This window comes from Marichromatium sp. AB31, assembly GCF_003718685.1.
In the GTDB taxonomy this organism is placed as follows: domain Bacteria; phylum Pseudomonadota; class Gammaproteobacteria; order Chromatiales; family Chromatiaceae; genus Marichromatium; species Marichromatium gracile.
On sequence record NZ_RHFI01000001.1, the window covers coordinates 255,366 to 272,775 of the forward strand.

Annotated in this window: 21 protein-coding genes; 15 read left to right on the forward strand and 6 right to left on the reverse strand. The window is 68.3% G+C overall.

What is annotated here, in order from left to right:
* Positions 1-11: 11 nt before the first annotated feature.
* The 3 genes from EBL84_RS01165 to EBL84_RS01175 all read left to right on the forward strand — a co-directional run bounded on the left by EBL84_RS01165 (position 12) and on the right by EBL84_RS01175 (position 2,970).
* Positions 12-890 carry an SIR2 family protein gene (locus EBL84_RS01165; protein ID WP_123139142.1) on the forward strand — a complete coding sequence of 293 codons (879 nt, stop codon included), beginning with the start codon at positions 12-14 and terminating at the stop codon, positions 888-890.
* Positions 891-1,186: 296 nt separating this feature from the next.
* Positions 1,187-1,645, forward strand: a complete 459-nt coding sequence (locus EBL84_RS01170; RefSeq protein WP_123139143.1) for a CBS domain-containing protein — start codon at positions 1,187-1,189, stop codon at positions 1,643-1,645.
* Positions 1,642-2,970, forward strand: coding sequence for an SLC13 family permease (locus EBL84_RS01175; protein ID WP_123139144.1), 1,329 nt, complete (start codon positions 1,642-1,644; stop codon positions 2,968-2,970). The genes EBL84_RS01170 and EBL84_RS01175 overlap by 4 nt, the downstream gene beginning before the upstream one ends.
* On the opposite strand, the gene draG is transcribed toward EBL84_RS01175, so the two are convergent.
* The 5 genes from draG to EBL84_RS16845 form a co-directional block, all read right to left on the reverse strand.
* Complete coding sequence (gene draG, locus EBL84_RS01180) at positions 2,958-3,911, reverse strand: ADP-ribosyl-[dinitrogen reductase] hydrolase (protein WP_123139145.1); 954 nt, start codon at positions 3,909-3,911, stop codon at positions 2,958-2,960. The genes EBL84_RS01175 and draG overlap by 13 nt on opposite strands.
* Positions 3,886-4,467, reverse strand: a complete 582-nt coding sequence (locus EBL84_RS01185) for a nitrogen fixation protein NifQ (protein ID WP_123139146.1) — start codon at positions 4,465-4,467, stop codon at positions 3,886-3,888. Before EBL84_RS01185 ends, draG begins: the two co-directional genes overlap by 26 nt.
* Positions 4,468-4,542: 75 nt before the next feature.
* Positions 4,543-4,821, reverse strand: coding sequence for a ferredoxin (locus EBL84_RS01190; RefSeq protein ID WP_123139147.1), 279 nt, complete (start codon positions 4,819-4,821; stop codon positions 4,543-4,545).
* A gap of 17 nt (positions 4,822-4,838) precedes the next feature.
* Entirely contained in the window at positions 4,839-6,332 is a 1,494-nt protein-coding gene (gene nifB / locus EBL84_RS01195; RefSeq protein WP_123139148.1) for a nitrogenase cofactor biosynthesis protein NifB, read from the reverse strand.
* 226 nt (positions 6,333-6,558) lie between these two features.
* A complete protein-coding gene (locus EBL84_RS16845; RefSeq protein WP_148040250.1) occupies positions 6,559-6,744 on the reverse strand; it encodes a hypothetical protein in 186 nt (61 codons plus the stop codon).
* 395 nt (positions 6,745-7,139) lie between these two features.
* On the opposite strand from EBL84_RS16845, the gene typA reads away from it, so the two are divergent.
* Complete coding sequence (gene typA / locus EBL84_RS01200) at positions 7,140-8,966, forward strand: translational GTPase TypA (protein ID WP_190287858.1); 1,827 nt, start codon at positions 7,140-7,142, stop codon at positions 8,964-8,966.
* 32 nt (positions 8,967-8,998) lie between these two features.
* Here the strand turns inward: typA and EBL84_RS01205 are convergent, their stop codons facing one another.
* A complete protein-coding gene (locus EBL84_RS01205; RefSeq protein ID WP_123139149.1) occupies positions 8,999-9,553 on the reverse strand; it encodes a DUF2939 domain-containing protein in 555 nt (184 codons plus the stop codon).
* Between the two features lie 146 nt (positions 9,554-9,699).
* On the opposite strand from EBL84_RS01205, the gene pip reads away from it, so the two are divergent.
* From pip to EBL84_RS01265, 11 genes are all read left to right on the forward strand, one after another.
* Positions 9,700-10,674 carry a prolyl aminopeptidase gene (gene pip / locus EBL84_RS01210; protein ID WP_123139150.1) on the forward strand — a complete coding sequence of 325 codons (975 nt, stop codon included), beginning with the start codon at positions 9,700-9,702 and terminating at the stop codon, positions 10,672-10,674.
* Positions 10,671-11,108, forward strand: a complete 438-nt coding sequence (gene dtd / locus EBL84_RS01215) for a D-aminoacyl-tRNA deacylase (RefSeq protein ID WP_005222128.1) — start codon at positions 10,671-10,673, stop codon at positions 11,106-11,108. Before pip ends, dtd begins: the two co-directional genes overlap by 4 nt.
* A gap of 350 nt (positions 11,109-11,458) precedes the next feature.
* Positions 11,459-12,064, forward strand: coding sequence for an imidazoleglycerol-phosphate dehydratase HisB (gene hisB, locus EBL84_RS01225; RefSeq protein WP_123139152.1), 606 nt, complete (start codon positions 11,459-11,461; stop codon positions 12,062-12,064).
* 55 nt (positions 12,065-12,119) lie between these two features.
* On the forward strand, positions 12,120-12,866 hold the full coding sequence (gene hisA / locus EBL84_RS01230) for a 1-(5-phosphoribosyl)-5-[(5-phosphoribosylamino)methylideneamino]imidazole-4-carboxamide isomerase (protein ID WP_005222124.1): 747 nt from the start codon (positions 12,120-12,122) through the stop codon (positions 12,864-12,866).
* The gene (hisI, locus tag EBL84_RS01235) at positions 12,863-13,276 is read left to right on the forward strand and encodes a phosphoribosyl-AMP cyclohydrolase (RefSeq protein ID WP_123139153.1); all 414 of its coding nucleotides are present in this window, start codon (positions 12,863-12,865) and stop codon (positions 13,274-13,276) included. The genes hisA and hisI overlap by 4 nt, the downstream gene beginning before the upstream one ends.
* Positions 13,277-13,308: 32 nt before the next feature.
* Positions 13,309-13,626 (forward strand): phosphoribosyl-ATP diphosphatase, encoded by a 318-nt coding sequence (locus tag EBL84_RS01240; protein ID WP_005222120.1) that lies wholly within the window; start codon positions 13,309-13,311, stop codon positions 13,624-13,626.
* Between the two features lie 278 nt (positions 13,627-13,904).
* Positions 13,905-14,159 (forward strand): twin-arginine translocase TatA/TatE family subunit, encoded by a 255-nt coding sequence (gene tatA / locus EBL84_RS01245; protein ID WP_123139154.1) that lies wholly within the window; start codon positions 13,905-13,907, stop codon positions 14,157-14,159.
* Between the two features lie 26 nt (positions 14,160-14,185).
* Positions 14,186-14,485 carry a Sec-independent protein translocase protein TatB gene (tatB, locus tag EBL84_RS01250; protein WP_123139155.1) on the forward strand — a complete coding sequence of 100 codons (300 nt, stop codon included), beginning with the start codon at positions 14,186-14,188 and terminating at the stop codon, positions 14,483-14,485.
* Positions 14,486-14,555: 70 nt separating this feature from the next.
* The gene (tatC, locus tag EBL84_RS01255; protein WP_190287859.1) at positions 14,556-15,686 is read left to right on the forward strand and encodes a twin-arginine translocase subunit TatC; all 1,131 of its coding nucleotides are present in this window, start codon (positions 14,556-14,558) and stop codon (positions 15,684-15,686) included.
* 128 nt (positions 15,687-15,814) lie between these two features.
* Positions 15,815-16,792: a LysR family transcriptional regulator gene (locus EBL84_RS01260; protein ID WP_062276999.1), complete on the forward strand. Its 978-nt coding sequence runs from the start codon at positions 15,815-15,817 to the stop codon at positions 16,790-16,792.
* Between the two features lie 184 nt (positions 16,793-16,976).
* Positions 16,977-17,378, forward strand: coding sequence for a helix-turn-helix domain-containing protein (locus EBL84_RS01265; protein WP_062276996.1), 402 nt, complete (start codon positions 16,977-16,979; stop codon positions 17,376-17,378).
* Positions 17,379-17,410: the final 32 nt, after the last annotated feature.

The window sequence follows — 17,410 nt, forward strand, 5'->3', positions numbered from 1 at the left end:
CGGAGGTCCGGATGTCGAGCCTGTTGGAATCTCTCGTTGATGCCCTTGCGCGGGGCGAGCTGGTGCCCTGTCTGGGACCCGGCGCGCTCGCCGGGGTGGTCGATCGCGAACGCGGCGAGCCGATCCCGGCCGACAGCGATTCGCTGATCCTCGCGCTCAACGGCGGGCGGCCGATGTCGCGGCGGCTGATGTGGGAGTTCTCGCGCGCGGCGATGAACGTCGAGCTCAAGCGCGGGCGCGGCGCGGTGCAGCGCTTCCTCGATGCCACCTACGCGGGGCGGCCATGGACGCAGGCACCGCTGCACGCCTGGCTGGCCGGGACCGCTCCCGGCTATGTCATCGATCTCAATCGCGATCTCCAGCTCCAGCACCTCTATGCCGAGCGCCCGCACGTGCTGGTGCGCGGCATCGCCCGGGTGGGGGGGACGGACTACCGCTTCCGCATCCATGTCCACGACGGTTCGGGGTATCGCGAGGTCGATCAGGATGCGGTCGATCCGGCGTTGCCGGTATTGTTCAAGCCGCTCGGCAGCCCCGAGCCGGGATCGACCTATATCGCCTCGGACGCCGATTTCGTCGACTATCTCACCGAGCTGATGGGCGGCTTTGCCATCCCCGCGTTCGTCAAGGCCCGTCGGCGCGGGCTGCGCTATCTGCTGCTGGGACTCAACCTCGATCGCGACACCGAGCGGATGCTGGTCACCGAGCTGATCCACGCCGCCGGCTCGCCCGCGGGCTGGGCGCTGATCCCCGATCCCACCCCCAGGGCGCGCCGCTTCTGCGCGCGTCAGGGCATCACCATCGTCGAGGCCGGGGTGGATGAGCTGCTCGAGGGGTTGGCCTATTTCGATGACGAGGCCTGTGCGACGGCGGGCGCGCTCGGGTGCTAGACTGATCGCGCGACATCTCGACCCGCATGCGCGATCGCGCGATCCGAGCCGACCCCGACCTCTCCTGTCCCGGCGCCGCTCCCGGCGCCACGGGCGGGTCCGCTCACGACCTGCGGTGACGGGCGGTGTCGCCACGGCGCTGACACGGGCGTGAGCCCAACCCCGTCCCTGCCTCCGCCGCGCGGTTCGTGCCGCGGCGCCCCGCGACACGGACCCTGCTCCTGGGCCTGCGGGGCGCGTCCAGCCCCGGATCGACGCGCGATCCGGGGTCACTCGAAGCGGAAGGCTGAATCTCCATGAAGCTGATCGAACTTGCCGTCCCGACCCTGGTGGTCAGGTCCGGCATGACCCTGCGCGAGGTATTTCGCGAGTGCGTGCGCTGCAACGTCGGCGGGCTGCCCTATGCCGATGCCGAGGGGCGGATCTGTGGCCGGGTGTCGCTGCGTCATATCGTCAAACACACCTGCATTCCCGACTTCCTGGTCGGCGCTGCGGACTATCTGGGCGACAACATCGATAACGTCGACCTGCCCGAGGCGCGGCGTCGCGCCATCCTCGCCGAAGAGGCGAGCGGCTACGTGCTCGAGAGCCGGGCGACGATCAGCGCCGGCTCGCCGCTGATCAAGGGGCTGGCGATCATGGAGCGCTACAACAGCTCCTATCTGTTCCTGGTCGACGCCGGCGAGTACCGCGGCGTGGTGACCCGGATGGCGGTCGTCGGCTGCATGCTGGCCAGAGACGAGGAGGGCGCGTGAACGAGCTTGCGATGGCACCCCAGTTCAGCGGCCAGATGGCGGCCGCGGGGCTGACCATGATCGCCGCCTATGTGTTGATCTTCGGCGAGGTGATCCACCGTACCAGCGCGGCGCTCATCGGCGCGGTGGTGATGATCGGGGTGGGGATGATCGGCGGCTTCTACGGCCAGGCCGAGGCGGTGATGGCGATCGACGCCAACACCCTGTTCCTGCTCGCCGGGATGATGATGCTGGTGGTGCTGCTGCGGCCCACCGGCGGTTTCGACTATCTGGCCATCCGCATCGCCAAGTGGTCGCGCGGCAACCCCCGGCTGCTGCTGGTCTATCTGGCGCTGGCGGTGAGCCTGATCAGCATGTTCCTCGACAATGTCACCACGGTGTTGATCTTCGCGCCGTTGACGGTGCTGATCACCCGCATCCTCTCGCTCAATCCGCTGCCCTTCCTGATGGCCGAGGCGATGCTCTCGAACATCGGCGGTGCGGCGACCCTGGTCGGCGACCCGCCCAATATCATGATCGGCAGCGCCGGCGGCATCGAGTTCACCCGCTTCCTGGTGCACATGGCGCCGCTGGTCGTCGTCTCCTGGGCGGTCACGGTGGTGCTGATCCTGTTGCTGTTTCGGCGCGAGCTGGCGCCGAGCGGCCCGGGGGCGCAGATCGATCTCGACGAGCGGCGCGCGATCAAGCATCCGCTGCGGCTGCGGCGCGGGCTGATCGCGTTGGGGGTGGCGATCGCGCTGTTCTTCGTCCATCACCGGCTGCACCTGTTCCCGGCCTATGTCGCCTTCATCGCGGTGGCGCTGGCACTGGTGCTGCTGCGCCCCGACCCGGAATCGCTGTTCGGCAAGCTCGAGTGGTCGGTGCTGGTGTTCTTCGCCGGGTTGTTCGTGATCGTCGGCGGGGTCGAGGCCTCGGGGCTGCTCGACTGGGTCGGCTTCCGGCTGGCGCGGCTGGCGCAGGACCCGCAGACGCTGCTGCTCACCTGTCTGGCGCTGATGTGGGTGGCGGCGCTGCTCAGCGCGGTGGTCGACAACATCCCCTTCACCGTCACCATGATCCCGATCGTGCTCGGGCTCGAGCAGCAGGGGGTGAACATCACCCCGCTGTGGTGGGCGCTGGCGATCGGCGTCGGGCTCGGTGGCAACGGCTCGCACATCGGCGCCACCGCCAACGTCATCTGCGTGGCCGAGTCCGAGCGCAGCGGTATCCCCGAGGCGCGCATCACCCCGCTCGGTTGGCTGCGCGTGGGCATCCCGGTGATGCTCACCGGGCTGGTGGTGGCGAGCGCGGTGTTCGTGCTGCTGTTCGACTTCTATCGCGGCTGAGCGCGGCCTCGGCACAGCGCCGAGGCACGCACCAGCGCCTGAGCCTGTTCACGGCAGGCCGTGGCGCTGGTGTGTTCGAGTCCGTCGAGCCAGCGTCGCGGGATGGCCTCGGGACCGTGCAGCGCGCCGACGATCATGCCGAGGATGGCACCGGTGGTGTCGGCATCGCCGCCACGGTTGACCACGTCGATCAGCGCCGCCTCGAGGCCGTCGGTGGCGAACAACGCCTGCAGCACCGCGCGCATCGTCTCGACGATATAGCCGCTCGGGTTCTCGACCCGGCCGCGATCGAAGGCGAAGCACGGCTCCTCGGCGATCAGTGCCTCGGCCAGCTCGCGCAGGTGCTCGCGGGTAGCGCCGAGGATGGCGCTCTGCACCATGCGCACCACGGTCAGGGTGGCGGCGTCCGAGAGCGGGTTGTGATGGGTGACATGGGCCTGGGTGCGGCATGCCGCGGCGACGGCCTCGGCCTCGGCGCCGAGGGTGAAGAGCGCGATCGGCAGGGTGCGCATGCAGGCGCCGTTGCCGGCGTCGTAGGTGTTCTCCGGGACCTCGGTGGCGCCGGTACGGCGATAGCGCGAGATGCCCCGGCGCACGGTATGGCCGATGTCGACCGGCTTGGTGCGCATCCATGCGCTGAAGGCCTCGGCGATGGGCGCGGCCTCGACGCGGCCATGGTCGAGCAGTGCCTGGCCGAGTGCCAGCGACATCGCGGTGTCGTCGGTGACCTGACCGCGACGCAGCCTGAGCCAGCCGCCGCCGACCAGGTCGCGGTGGACGCCGTGACGGGTGCGGATCTCGGTCGGGGTCATGAACTCCACGGTGGCGCCGAGGGCGTCGCCGATGGCCAGTCCCAGATAGGCGCCGCTGGCGCGGGCGTGGATGGTATTGGCGGTGGTCTCGCCGGCGGCGAGCTCAGTCCTCAGGTCCAAAACAAACATGGTAGTCGGCGCACTCCTCGCATGATGGTGCCCGGCACAGATAGATGCCCTCGCGTTCGCACAGTTGCTTGTAGAGAAAGCGTTTCCACTTCATGTCGCCGGTGTTGGCCATGGCCAGGCGCGGGAAGTTGCGACGCATCAGCGCGCTCAGCGCGCGGCGGTTCCACAGTCCGAGGTCCTGCCACAGATGATCGGTCGCCAGGCAGCCGGCGGCAACCACCTCGGCCATCCACAGCTCCGAGTGGGTGTGCCCGGCGCGCTGGCCGCCGAGCAATGCGACCAGCTCCGCGCGCTCGTCCTCACGCGCGGGGTTGGGTGCCACCCCCTCGAGGCTGGAGAGCACCTCGGGCGAGACCCCGGGGAAGTGATAGCCCATCAGCGCATTGAACGCCTCGGGCGCGAGCCCGAGCCAGGGGGGCAGGGCGCCGAGACCGCTGGCGCGGCTGGCGATCATGCAGGCGAAGGCGTGGTCGTTGCCCGCGCCGATCGCCCGGGTCATCAACCGGACGAAGATCCGCTGGATCTCGCGGGTGCGTTCGGGGCAGGGCGTGGCCATGGTCTCGCCTCCATCGGTCTCCTGGTGATGGTGCCGGGTCCGCGGGCGTCCCTGTTGCCGGACCCGGTGATCGGGTCAGCGGGCCTGGATGCGCGCGCGTGTCTGCTCGAGCAGGCCCGGCGGGATGCCGGTGAGCGAACCCGGTGGGTTGAGCGCTGCGCCGCTGGCGTCGACGATCGCGCCCTCGATCGGGCAGATGCTCGCGCACTGCGGGTCGGCGTACTCGCCCGCGCACTCGCTGCAGGCGGCTGGGTCGATGCGAAAGTGTGGGCTGGCGGGCTCGATCGCCGCGCTCGGACAGAGCGGCTCGCAGGCCCAGCAGTTGACGCATCCGCTGGTGATCTTCAGGGCCATCTCGGGGACCTCCGTGGCTAGGCGCTGAGGGTGGCGCGCTGGGGTTCGTCGATGCTCAGGGCGCCCCGCTCGGCGAGTTCGCGGTGGGCCGCGCGCAGCGCCTGCTCGATCGGCAGCATCGCCAGCTCGCCGTTGGGACGGATGCCTGCCGTCTCGAGCCGCTCCCAGGGGGCGAGCCCGATGCGCGAGCACAGCACCATGGCGCAGTCGGCGAGCGCGGCCAGTGCCGGGGCCAGGGCGTCGTCGTCCTCGTCGCAGTGCTCGGCGCCGTTGCAGTAGCGCGCGAGTGGGCGTTCGTCGAGCAGCCGTTCGCCCTGCTCGTCGACCTCGTAGACGAGGAAGCGCTCGGCATGACCGAAGTGCTGATCGACCAGTCGACCGTCGCTGCTGGCTACCGCGATGCGTGCCGCGTGGGTGGCGGGGCGGGGGCGGGAGGCGCTCAGCGTGGACAGCGGCACCAGCGCCGGGGCGACGCCCCGGCGCCGCTGCTCGATCGCCTCGCGTGCGGCGGTGCGTCGCGCCAGCGCGGCGGCGTCGTCGATCTCCAGGGTGGCGATGCGCTCGAGCGTGAACTCGGCGCTGCGGTCCTCACCGAGCATGCCGACGGCGTCGGCGCGACACTGCTTGCAGTGACGCATGATCGCCATGTCGCCGGCGCACTCGGTCTGCAGCGCGCGCAGTTCGCTGGCGCGCGGCGCGCGCTGGCCCATCAGGCCGTAGAAGGTGCCGTGCTCGGGCTCGGCGATCAGCGGCATCAGGTTGTGGAGGAAGGCCCCCTTGGCCTTGACCGCGCGGCTGACCTCGGTGAGGTGCTGGTCGTTGACCCCGGGGATCAGTACCGAGTTGACCTTGACCAGCATGCCGCGCTCGACCAGCCGCTCGAGCCCGAGCTGCTGCTGCTCGATGAGGATCTCGGCGCCCTTGCGACCGCGCACGCGGCGGTTGTTCCAGAACACCCAGGGGTAGATCTCGGCGCCGATGTCGGGGTCGAGACAGTTGATGGTGATGGTGACGTGCTCGATGTTGTAGCGACACAGGGTGTCGACCGCCTCGGGCAGCGCCAGGCCGTTGGTCGAGACGCACAGCCTGAGGTCCGGGGTGCGCTCGGCGATCAGTCGGAAGGTCGCGAAGGTGCGCTCGGGGTTGGCCAGCGGATCGCCCGGACCGGCGATGCCGACCACCGAGAGCTGGGGGATGTGGGTGGCCACCGCCGCCACCTTGTCCGCCGCCTGCTGCGGTTCGAGCAGCTCGGAGACCACGCCGGGACGTGACTCGTTGGCACAGTCGTACTTGCGGTTGCAGTAGTGGCACTGGATGTTGCAGGCCGGCGCCACCGCCACGTGCATCCGCGCGTAGTGCTGATGGGCGTCCTCCGAGAAACAGGGATGGTTGCGCACCCGCTCGCGGGTCGCGGCGGGGAGCCGGTCGAGCGCGCTCCCGCCACCGCAGCCCCCCGCAGCGCAACCCGAGGTGGGGGTCTTTCGATCGTGACCCGCTTGCTTCGACTCCATCGTCTGGCCTCCACGACTGACGGGGCGTCGGGCCCCGCGGATTCAATGGTTCTGTCGTGCATGAGCAAGCAGCGTGCCTGACTGGGAGGGGCCCGCTAACCGTCTGTTTTTTGGTCTGTCGAATGGTTGGACCGGTGACCCTTGTGGGGATCGCAACAGGCCGTGTCGGCGGGCTTTGTGACAATCGGTACAGTGCGCGGTGGTGTTTCCCGGCGCCGCCGGGCGGTCAGTCACGCAGGTCGGGGGTGTTGCCGAGGCCGCGATAGATCTCCGGGCGGGCGCCGCTCGCGGGCGTCATGTTCACGCCCTCGAACAGATCGGCGTTGCCGTCGGCCCGCGCCCGGTAGGTCTCGAGGCTGCCGACGCGGCTGGCGTGCCCCGCCATTCGCTCGAGATGGGCTTGGTCGGACATCCGGTCCGCGCGCTGGTGGAAGCACAGGGTGGCGACGATGATGACGGGGCCGACAGGTTTTTTTTCGTCGCCCCTGCTGGGCCCTGGCCCGTACGGTGTATACTTATGGATTCCCAACCCTGGCACGCCTGGTGATCACCCGTTCCATCGTCGAGCCGCTGACCGACAGCTTTGCCGGTTGCGCGCGTCCGGGTGCCTGTCGACCAACTCCTTGGTCGCGACCACGGGTCAAGAAGACCATCCCGCGCGTCCATATTCGACGAGATCGGACCCGTTCGGGCGCATCCCTCGCCGTGATGCCCCTGGCGCGGGCCGTGTGGAGTCCGCCCCATAATCCCCGGGCCCAGTGAACACCCAAAGAGGCGCGCGACGCCTCGTCAACGAGTGATAAGGCATTGTCAAGCAACCAAATCGAGAAACTCCGCAATATCGCCATCATCGCCCACGTCGACCACGGCAAGACCACCCTGGTCGATCAGCTGCTGCAGCAGTCGGGCACGCTCGGCGAGCGCTTCGGGCCGGTGGAGCGGGTGATGGACTCCAACGCGCTGGAGAAGGAGCGCGGCATCACCATCCTCTCCAAGAACACCGCGATCCGCTGGAACGACTATCGCATCAACATCGTCGACACCCCCGGGCACGCCGACTTCGGCGGTGAGGTCGAGCGCGTGCTGTCGATGGTCGACTCGGTGCTGCTGCTCGTCGATGCCCGCGAGGGACCGATGCCGCAGACCCGCTTCGTCACCAGCAAGGCCTTCGCCCACGGTCTGCGTCCGATCGTGGTGGTCAACAAGATCGATCGTCCGGGCGCGCGTCCGGACTGGGTCATCGACCAGGTCTTCGATCTCTTCGACCGTCTCGGCGCAACCGATGAGCAGCTCGATTTCCCCATCGTCTATGCCTCGGCGCTCAATGGCTATGCCGGACTCGAGGACGATGTGCGTGACGGCGACATGAGCCCGCTGTTCCAGGCCATCGTCGAGCACTGCCCGGCCCCCGAGGTCAAGCCCGAGGCGCCCTTCCAGATGCAGGTCTCGACCCTCGACTACAACGCCTTCGTCGGCGCCATTGCGGTCGGGCGCATTCGCCAGGGCAGCGTGCGCCCCAATCAGCAGGTGACCGTGGTCAAGCGCGACGGCACCCGGCAGAAGGTCAAGATCGGTCTGGTCTACGGCTATCTCGGGCTCGACCGTCACGAGGTCGACTCGGCCAGCGCCGGCGACATCGTCGCGCTCACCGGGATCGAGGCGCCGAACGTCTCCGATACCCTCTGCGACCCCGATCATGTCGAGCCGATGACGCCGCTGACCGTCGACGAGCCGACCGTGACCATGACCTTCCAGGTCAACACCTCGCCCTTCGCCGGTCGCGAGGGCAAGTACCTGACCTCGCGCCAGCTCAAGGACCGGCTCCAGCGCGAGCTGATCCACAATGTCGCGCTGCGTGTCGAGGAAGGCAACGATCCGGAGAAGTTCCGCGTCTCCGGGCGTGGCGAGCTGCACCTCTCGATCCTGCTCGAGAACATGCGTCGCGAGGGCTACGAGCTGGCCGTCTCGCGCCCCGAGGTCATCTTCCGCGAGATCGACGGCGAGATCTGTGAGCCCTACGAGCAGCTCACCGTCGACGTCGACGAGGAGTGCCAGGGTGCGATCATGCAGGCGCTCGGCGAGCGTCGTGCCGAACTCAAGGACATGGTGCCGGATGGCAAGGGGCGGGTGCGGCTCGACTACGAGATCCCCTCGCGCGGCCTGATCGGTTTCCAGACCGAGTTCATGTCGCTGACCTCGGGCACCGGCCTCAAGTATCACGTCTTCGAGCGCTACCGTCCGGCCACCACCGGCGGCATCGCCGAGCGGCGCAACGGCGCCCTGATCTCCAACGCCACCGGCAAGGCGCTCGGCTACGCGCTGTTCAACCTCCAGGAGCGGGGTCGGATGCTGGTCTCGCCGGGCGACGAGATCTACGAGGGCCAGGTGGTCGGTATCCACTCGCGCGACAACGACCTCACCGTCAACCCGCTCAAGGCCAAGCAGCTGACCAACATCCGCGCCGCCGGTTCGGACGAGAACATCCTGCTGACCCCGCCGGTGAAGTTCACCCTGGAGCAGGCGCTGGAGTTCATCGAGGACGATGAGCTGGTCGAGATCACCCCCAACGCCATCCGCGTGCGCAAGCGTCACCTCACCGAGCAGGACCGCAAGCGCGCCAGCCGCGGTCTCTGATTCGGTTCGGGCGCGGGGCGGCTGGCGCGGGCTCAGTCCCGTGGCAACACGATGTTGACCAGCCGCCAGCGCAGTCCGTCGCGCTCGAGCACACAGCGGAGTTCACGCCCGTCCTCGGTCGGCACCCAGACCGAAAAGGTGTCGAGGTCGTCGTAGACATAGCGCGCGTCGGCGAAGGGTCGGCGCTCGCCGCCGTCGTCGTCGGGCGCGTCCGCCTCTCCGGCCGGGACCGACGGCAGCTCCGCGCCCGGCTCCGGGGTCTCGCCGGCCATGATCCTGGCCAGCCCCGCCGGGGTGACGAAGGTGTCCACCACCTTGTCGATCAGTTGCGTGGCCAGGCCCACCAGCGCCAGCGCGAGCGGGTTGGACGTCTCGCCGTCGTCCTGGGCCTCTTCGAGCAGACGGACGTTGAGCTGGTCCTTGAGCCCGGCGCGCAGCCGTGGGAAGTCGACGTGCTGTTCGAGCATGACCGGGTCGCGCTCGACGAGACCGGTGCGGATCTGCGCCACGGTCAGGTAAGGGCCGGCGGCGACATAGCCGAGCCCGAGCAGCAGGGCGACGGCAAGTAGCAGGGGGAGGAGCTTCATCACGGACGTCCTTGGTGTACGGCGGTCTGCCGCGCCCCAAGGCTAGCATGGCGTCCGTCGGCGCGGCGGGTGCGTGATCGACGGTGGTTGCGTACCATCGGGGAGTCCTGGCCTCGTGCCGAGTCCACCGCAACCCCGAGCGACCCATGCAGAGCACAGCGCAATTCCTCCACCCCATCACCGACCCCTTCGCTGTCCACCGGTTGGACGTGGGCGACGGGCACCAGCTCTATGTCGAGGAGTGCGGGCGGCGCGACGGTGTGCCCGCCGTTTTCCTCCACGGCGGTCCCGGTGCCGGTTGCGAGCCGGCACACCGCGGTTTCTTCGACCCCGGGCGCTATCGCGCGGTGCTGTTCGACCAGCGGGGTTGCGGACGTTCGCGCCCGCACGCCGAACTCGGCGCCAACACCACCTGGGATCTGGTCGAGGACATCGAGCGGATCCGCGAGCACCTCGGCATCGAGCGCTGGCTGGTGTTCGGCGGCTCCTGGGGCTCGACCCTGGCGCTGGCCTATGCCGAGACCCATCCCGAGCGGGTCGCGGCGCTGGTGGTGCGCGGCATCTTTCTCTGTCGCGACGCCGAGATCGAGTGGTTCTACCAGGAGGGCGCGAACTGGGTCTTTCCCGATCATTGGGCAGGCTTCCTCGACCCCATCCCCGAGATCGAGCGTGGTGATCTGCTGCATGCCTATCACCGTCGTCTCACCGGCGAGGACGAGGTCGCGCGCATGGCTGCGGCCAAGGCCTGGTCGATCTGGGAGGGCCGCTGCTCGACCCTGCATCCCAATCGCACCGTCAGCGATCACTTCGCCGATCCGCATCTGGCGCTGAGTCTGGCGCGGATCGAGTGTCACTACTTCGTCAATCACGCCTTTCTCGCCCCCGAACAGTTGTTGCGCGACGCCGGACGGCTGGCCGGGATCCCCGGGGTGATCGTGCAGGGGCGCTACGATCTCATCTGTCCGATGCGCTCGGCCTGGGAGTTGCATCAGGCCTGGCCCGGGGCGCGCTTCGAGGTGGTGCCCGATGCCGGTCACTCGGCCTTCGAGCCGGGGATCCAGCGCGCCCTGGTGGCCGCCACCGATCGCTTCGCCGTCGAACTCGGCGGGGGGGCGGCGTGATCGGGTTGCTGCAACGGGTGAGCCGGGCGCGGGTGACGGTCGGCGACGAGGTGGTCGGCGCCATCGATCGCGGTCTGCTGGTGCTGGTCGGGGTACAGCGTGGCGACACCGAGGCGCGTGCCGAGCGGTTGCTCGAACGTCTGCTCGGCTATCGCGTCTTTCCCGACGCCGAGGAGCGGATGAACCTCAGCCTGCGCGACATCGACGGCGGATTGCTGCTGGTGCCCCAGTTCACCCTCGCCGCCGACACCCGCAAGGGTACCCGCCCCGGCTTCAGCAGCGCTGCGCCCCCTGAGGAGGGCCGACGCCTGTTCGAGCTGCTGCTCGAGCGCGCCCGCGCCGCGCACCCCGCCGTGCAGTGCGGGCGCTTCGGCGCCGACATGCAGGTCGAGTTGGTCAACGACGGCCCGGTGACCTTCTGGCTGGAGACATGAGGCGAGCGGTTTTCCAGCCGCCAGCCGCCAGCCGCCAGCCGCCAGCCGCCAGCCGCCGCCAGGATTGGACCGCAAAGCCGCGAAGCACGCAAAGTGAGTTGATGTGTGATGTCGGCGTGAGGCCGCAGGCGGTCCGCACCCACTGGCGACTGATCGCTGGCGGCTTACTCCCCTTTGCGCCCTTCGCGCCTTCGCGGTTCAATCGTCTGGTCGCTGGTCGCTGGTCGCTGGTCGCTGGTCGCTGGTCGCTGGTCGCTGGTCGCTGGTCGCTGGTAGGAGCCACGAACCCGGCGCAGGCTGTTATCCTAGTGAATTGATCCGTATACCAGGCGTCACCGAGCGACCATCCCATGTCTGCTGAGACCACACACCGCCGCGCGCAGGTCGCGCGCGATACCCTGGAGACCCAGATCCGCGTCACGCTCGATCTCGACGGGACTGGCCAGGGCAGTTTCCGCACCGGCGTCCCCTTCCTCGAGCACATGCTCGACCAGATCGCGCGTCACGGTCTGATTGACCTGCAGGTCGAGGCCGAGGGCGATCTCCATATCGATGCGCATCACACCGTCGAGGACATCGGCATCACCTTCGGTCAGGCGCTGGCCCAGGCGCTCGGCGACAAGCGCGGCATCCGCCGCTACGGTCATGCCTATGTGCCGCTCGACGAGGCGCTGTCGCGGGTGGTGGTGGATCTCTCGGGACGCCCCGGGCTGACCTATGCCGTGCCCTTCACCCGCGCCCAGGTCGGCGCCTTCGAGGTCGATCTGTTCCAGGAGTTCTTCCAGGGGCTGGTCAACCATGCCGCGCTGACCCTGCACATCGACAATCTGCGCGGCATCAACGCCCACCACCAGGCCGAGACCGTGTTCAAGGCCTTCGGGCGGGCGCTGCGCATGGCCGTCGAGCCCGATCCGCGGATGGCCGGGATCACGCCCTCGACCAAGGGTGCGCTGTGAGCGCGCTCGCGCCCCGATCACCGTTTTCCGAACCCCAGCAAGAGACCCAATCCCCGTGTTGCTGATCCCCGCAATCGATCTCAAGGACGGCCGCTGCGTGCGGCTGCGTCAAGGCCGGATGGACGACGAGACCGTGTTCTCCGACGACCCGGTCGAGGTCGCCGCCCGCTGGGTGGAGGCCGGCACCCGTCGCCTGCATCTGGTCGACCTCAATGGCGCCTTCGCCGGCGAGCCGGTCAACGGCGAGGCGATCCGCGCGATCGCCGCGCGCTACCCCGAGCTGTCGATCCAGGTCGGCGGCGGTATCCGCGACGAGCGCACCATCGCCGCCTATCTCGACGCCGGGGTGAGCTACTGCATCATCGGCACCCAGGCGGTGAAGGAGCCCGAGTTCGTCGCCCGCGCCTGTCGCGCCTTCCCCGGGCACGTCATGGTCGGGCTCGATGCCAAGGACGGTCAGGTGGCGATCAACGGCTGGGCCGAGGTCACCGAGCACCGTGTCGAGGACCTGGCGCGACGCTTCGAGGACGATGGCGTCTCGGCGATCGTCTACACCGACATCGGTCGCGACGGCATGCTCAGCGGTCCCAACGTCGAGGCCACCCGCGCCCTGGCCGAGGCGATCCGTATCCCGGTGATCGCCTCCGGCGGCATCACCACCCTCGATGACGTACGGGTGCTGGCCGAGGCCGCCGCCAGCGGCATCAGCGGCGCGATCACCGGGCGGGCCATCTACGAGGGCACGCTCGACTTCGCCGCCGGTCAGCAGCTGGCCGACGCGCTGGAGGCGCAGCGGGCATGAGCGAATCAGCGACGCGCGCCGACGACTGGCTCGATGCCGTCGCCTGGGACGCCAAGGGTCTGGTGGCGGCGATCGCCCAGGAGCGCGGTACCGGCAAGGTGTTGATGATGGCGTGGATGAACCGCGAGGCGCTGCGCCTGACCCGCGAGAGCGGGCATGCGGTCTACTGGTCGCGCTCGCGCGAGCGGCTGTGGCACAAGGGCGAGTCCTCGGGCCATCAGCAGGTGGTGCACGACATCCGTCTCGACTGCGACGGCGACGTGGTGCTGCTCGAGGTCGAGCAGCGCGGCGGCATCGCCTGTCACACCGGGCGCCACAGCTGTTTCTATCGCGCGCTCGACGAGGACGGCGGCTGGCGCGCGGTCGAGCCGGTGCTCAAGGACCCGGACGCCATCTATTCCAAGGGTTGATCCCCACACTTGCAGAGGGTTTTTCACGCTCCATGAACGATGTACTCGATCGCCTGTCCGAGGTCCTCGAGGCGCGCAAGGCCGCCGACCCCGACAGTTCCTATGTCGCCAAGCTCCACGCCAAGGGGCTCGACGCCATCCTCAAGAAGGTCGGCGAAGAGGCCACCGAGACGGTGATGGCGGCCAAGGACGGGGTGCCCGAGAAGGTCGTCTACGAGGTCGCCGATCTGTGGTTCCACACCCTGGTGCTGCTCTCGCACCAGGGGCTGGGTCCGAACCAGGTGCTCGCCGAGCTCGAGCGCCGCTTCGGTCTCTCGGGACTCGAGGAGAAGGCCGCACGCAAGGGCTGAGCCGCTGCGCCGGGGGCTGCCGGGGCCGCGGCGATTGCGGTATGATTGCGCGTTGCCGGCGACCCTGGGTGTCCCGAGCGCGCGCTCGGCGCGGCCTGTCCGGCAGTCACCGGCCCCGTTCTTTCCGGGGGGCGGTAAAGGCGGCGGTCGAACGACGCCCCCGCACACGCGTCGCACCCGGGGCACGAATTCCCGATGCGCGCCGACCACCCGCTGGTCGGGCGCGTTTCCACTGAGGCTAGAGTCGACCGCCGCACAGGGGTGGTCCGGAGGAAAAGATGGGCGCAGGCGGTATCAGTATCTGGCAGCTTCTGATCATCCTGGTGATCGTGCTGCTGCTGTTCGGCACCAAACGGCTGAAGAACCTCGGCTCCGATCTCGGCACCGCGATCAAGGGCTTCCGCAGCGCGATGTCCGATGCCGACAAGGAGCAGGAGCGCAAGGACGCAGCGCCCGAGCAGCTGAGCGAGGCCGAGCGCACCGACGCCAAGGCCGCCAACGCCTCGGCAGAGAGCCACAAGCGTCAGCCCTGAGCTGAGCGCCGGATCGGGGAGACCAGATGGTCGACTGGGGATTCTGGGAGTTCATCCTGATCGCGGTGGTCGCGCTGGTCGTGATCGGCCCGGAGCGATTGCCGCGGGTGGCGCGCATGGCCGGGATGTGGGTGGGCAAGGCCCGCCGCACCCTGGCCTCGGTCAAGCACGAGATCGACCGCGAACTCCATACCGAGGAGCTCAATCGCGTGCTCGACGAGCAGCGCCACTCGCGTCCGCTCGAGACCATTCTCGAGGAGTCCGAGCGTCCAGCCGCAGCCTCCGACACCCGGGACGGCGCCGAGCGGACCCCGCCGCGCGGCTAGTCCCCGTCATCCACCCCTGATCCGACGCCATCCGGGGCCCCGGCCCCTCTCGTCCGGATAGAGTCCAGTCATGTCACCTGCGATGCAACCCGATGATCCGGGCGCCGAACAGCCCTTCGTCTCCCACCTGATCGAGCTGCGCGATCGCCTGATCCGGATGGTGATCGCCATCCTGGTGGTGTTCCTGGCGCTGTTCCCCTTCGCCAACGAGCTCTACGTCTATATCGCCGCGCCGCTGATGGCGCAGCTGCCCGACGGCAACACCATGATCGCCACCCAGGTGGCCGCGCCCTTCCTCACGCCCTTCAAGTTGGCGCTGGTGGCGGCGGTGTTCCTGTCGATGCCCTTCCTGTTCTATCAGCTGTGGGCCTTCGTCGCCCCCGGGCTCTATCAGCACGAGCGGCGCCTGGCGGTGCCGCTGCTGCTCTCCAGCGTGCTGCTGTTCTATCTCGGCATGCTGTTCGCCTACTACGTGGTGTTCCCGCTGGTGTTCGCCTTCCTCGCCGGCTCGACGCCCGAGGGCGTGGCGATGATGACCGACATCTCGGCCTATCTCGACTTCGTGCTGACCCTGTTCTTCGCCTTCGGTCTGGCCTTCGAGATCCCGATCGCCACCATCCTGCTGGTGGCGCTGCGCCTGACCACGCCGGCTGCGCTCGCCGCCAAGCGTCCCTATGTGATCGTCGGTGTGTTCATCGTCGGCATGTTTCTCACCCCGCCGGACGTGATCTCCCAGACCCTGCTGGCGATCCCGATGTGGTTGCTGTTCGAGCTCGGTATCCTGTTCGCCCGGATCCTGCTCAAGGGCCGGCTCGACGAGGATGAGGACGACGACGGCACCGATCCCGACGGCCCCGGCGGCTCGCCGGCGCCCGGCAGCGATCCGCGCCCGGGGACCTCGGTCGGCGGCGAGCTCGATCCGGCGCTCGACGAGGCGTCGCGCTGGCAGCCGCTGAGCGAGACCGAGATGGAGGCCGAACTCGACCGTATCGACGCCGAGGAGGCCGCGCGCGAGATGCCGGCCTCCGCGCCGGTGAGCGGCGGGATCAACTCGGTCGAGGAGAAGCTCAAGCGCGCCAACCGGCTGCGGGAACTCGACAGCCTGATTGCTGCCAGACACGTTTTGTACGAGGTGCTCGAGGAAGGGGACGAGGATGCGCGTCGCGTGGCTCGCAATATCCTCGCCCAACTCGACGACTGAGCCGTGCACATGCTGTGCGCCGATCGTCAAAACGTGAGACTTTTCTGGTGGATAACAGGGGTATTGCTTTTATCAATGGCGTTCATCGGCTAATATCGACGCTTGTTGTCGACTGAAGGATGTTCGCCATGGGTTCCGGATCCCAGATCCATTACAAGCAGAACCGGCTCAAGCAGCTGCGCGCCTTCTGTCACGCTGCCCGGACCGGTAGCGTCAGCGCCGCGGCGGAGAAGATCTTCCTCAGCCAGCCGACGGTCTCGCTGCAGATCCAGGCCCTCGAGCGCGAGTTCGGCACCGTGCTGTTCGAGCGCCGAGGCCCCAAGATCAAGCTCACCCCCGAGGGCGATCTGCTGTTCCAGATGGCCGAGCCGCTGGTCGAGGGCATGGACAAGCTCCACGAGACCTTCGCCACCCAGTGCGGTCGGGTCGATCAGGGTGTGCTCAACATCGCCGCGGGCGAGTCGACCATCCTCTACATCCTCCCGGACCCGGTGCGCGAGTTCGTCGACCAGTACCCCGGCATCGAGCTCAAGATGCACAACGTCACCGGCCGCGACGGCTTGGCGATGCTGCGCGCCGACGAGGTCGATCTCGCCGTGGGCTCGATGCTCGAGGTGCCGGACGACATCACCTATCGTCCCTTCGTCACCTACCGCCCGACGCTGATCACCCCGGCCGATCACCCGCTGGCCGGTCGCGAGACGGTCACCCTGGAGGACATCGCCCCCTACGGCCTGATCCTGCCGCCGCGCCATCTCAGTACATGGCGCATGGTTGACCTGGTGTTCAAGCAGCACAATCTCGGATATCGGGTGACCCTGGAGGCCGGTGGCTGGGAGGTGATCAAGAAATATGTCGAGCTCGGACTCGGCATCTCCATCGTCACCGATGTCTGTCTGACCGGGGAGGAGAAGCTCAGCACCATCCCGCTCGATCACTACTTCCCGAAGCGCAGCTACGGCATCGTGCAGCGACGCGGCAAGTTCCTCTCGCCGCAGACCAAGTGCTTCATCAAGACCCTCGATTCCGCCTTCGCCGACCGTGTCGTGGAGCCCCAGCCCCAGACCGTCGGAGAAGCAGAATGGGAAGACGCCTTCCTGGGTTGATCGACCCTCGAAGAGACGCGATCGCCCCCTGATCCATCGTCCTCGGACGGTGGGCCGGGGCGGCGGCGGTTCAGTTCCTCATGCACCTTGGACGTGTGTCGGAACCGGCTCAAGGATGAACTTGACCGCCGGCCTTCGATCATTTTTTCGTACCACCAAACTGGTTAAAAGAATCATTATCACTATGGACCTGACCAAACGTATCGGCCAACGCCTTCGCGCCGCCCGGCAAGAGCAGAAGCTGAGTCTTTCCGACCTGTCCAGCCGGACCAATTCGCTGTCGAAGTCGCGCATCAGCAACTATGAGCAGGGGATCCGTCGGATGGGACTCGAAGAGGCCCACGAGCTCTCCATGGCGCTGCGTACCGTGACCCCCACCTATCTCCTCTGTCTCGACGACAAGGGGCCGCTCGACGCCGAAGAGATGCGTCTGGTGGAGTTCTTCCGGCTCAGCGACGAGCGTGGTCGCGCCACCGTCCTCGAGGTCGCCGAGCGTCAATCGGAGTTCGGGGTCGCCGCCAAGGCCGCCGCGGCCGAGGAGCAGGAGCAGGCGCCGCTCGTCGAGGACGAGCTCTCCACCGCCTGAGACCGTCATCTGACGGTCCCCGTGTCCCGGCT

Bases quoted from the DNA above. Each gene is read 5' to 3' on its own strand.
- EBL84_RS01165 (WP_123139142.1), top strand. From the start codon at position 12: ATGTCGAGCCTGTTGGAATCTCTCGTTGATGCCCTTGCGCGGGGCGAG.
- EBL84_RS01170 (WP_123139143.1), top strand. From the start codon at position 1,187: ATGAAGCTGATCGAACTTGCCGTCCCGACCCTGGTGGTCAGGTCCGGC.
- draG (WP_123139145.1), bottom strand. From the start codon at position 3,911: ATGTTTGTTTTGGACCTGAGGACTGAGCTCGCCGCCGGCGAGACCACC.
- EBL84_RS01185 (WP_123139146.1), bottom strand. From the start codon at position 4,467: ATGGCCACGCCCTGCCCCGAACGCACCCGCGAGATCCAGCGGATCTTC.
- EBL84_RS01190 (WP_123139147.1), bottom strand. From the start codon at position 4,821: ATGGCCCTGAAGATCACCAGCGGATGCGTCAACTGCTGGGCCTGCGAG.
- nifB (WP_123139148.1), bottom strand. From the start codon at position 6,332: ATGGAGTCGAAGCAAGCGGGTCACGATCGAAAGACCCCCACCTCGGGT.
- EBL84_RS16845 (WP_148040250.1), bottom strand. From the start codon at position 6,744: ATGTCCGACCAAGCCCATCTCGAGCGAATGGCGGGGCACGCCAGCCGC.
- EBL84_RS01205 (WP_123139149.1), bottom strand. From the start codon at position 9,553: ATGAAGCTCCTCCCCCTGCTACTTGCCGTCGCCCTGCTGCTCGGGCTC.
- pip (WP_123139150.1), top strand. From the start codon at position 9,700: ATGCAGAGCACAGCGCAATTCCTCCACCCCATCACCGACCCCTTCGCT.
- hisB (WP_123139152.1), top strand. From the start codon at position 11,459: ATGTCTGCTGAGACCACACACCGCCGCGCGCAGGTCGCGCGCGATACC.
- hisI (WP_123139153.1), top strand. From the start codon at position 12,863: ATGAGCGAATCAGCGACGCGCGCCGACGACTGGCTCGATGCCGTCGCC.
- EBL84_RS01240 (WP_005222120.1), top strand. From the start codon at position 13,309: ATGAACGATGTACTCGATCGCCTGTCCGAGGTCCTCGAGGCGCGCAAG.
- tatA (WP_123139154.1), top strand. From the start codon at position 13,905: ATGGGCGCAGGCGGTATCAGTATCTGGCAGCTTCTGATCATCCTGGTG.
- tatB (WP_123139155.1), top strand. From the start codon at position 14,186: ATGGTCGACTGGGGATTCTGGGAGTTCATCCTGATCGCGGTGGTCGCG.
- tatC (WP_190287859.1), top strand. From the start codon at position 14,556: ATGTCACCTGCGATGCAACCCGATGATCCGGGCGCCGAACAGCCCTTC.
- EBL84_RS01260 (WP_062276999.1), top strand. From the start codon at position 15,815: ATGGGTTCCGGATCCCAGATCCATTACAAGCAGAACCGGCTCAAGCAG.
- EBL84_RS01265 (WP_062276996.1), top strand. From the start codon at position 16,977: ATGGACCTGACCAAACGTATCGGCCAACGCCTTCGCGCCGCCCGGCAA.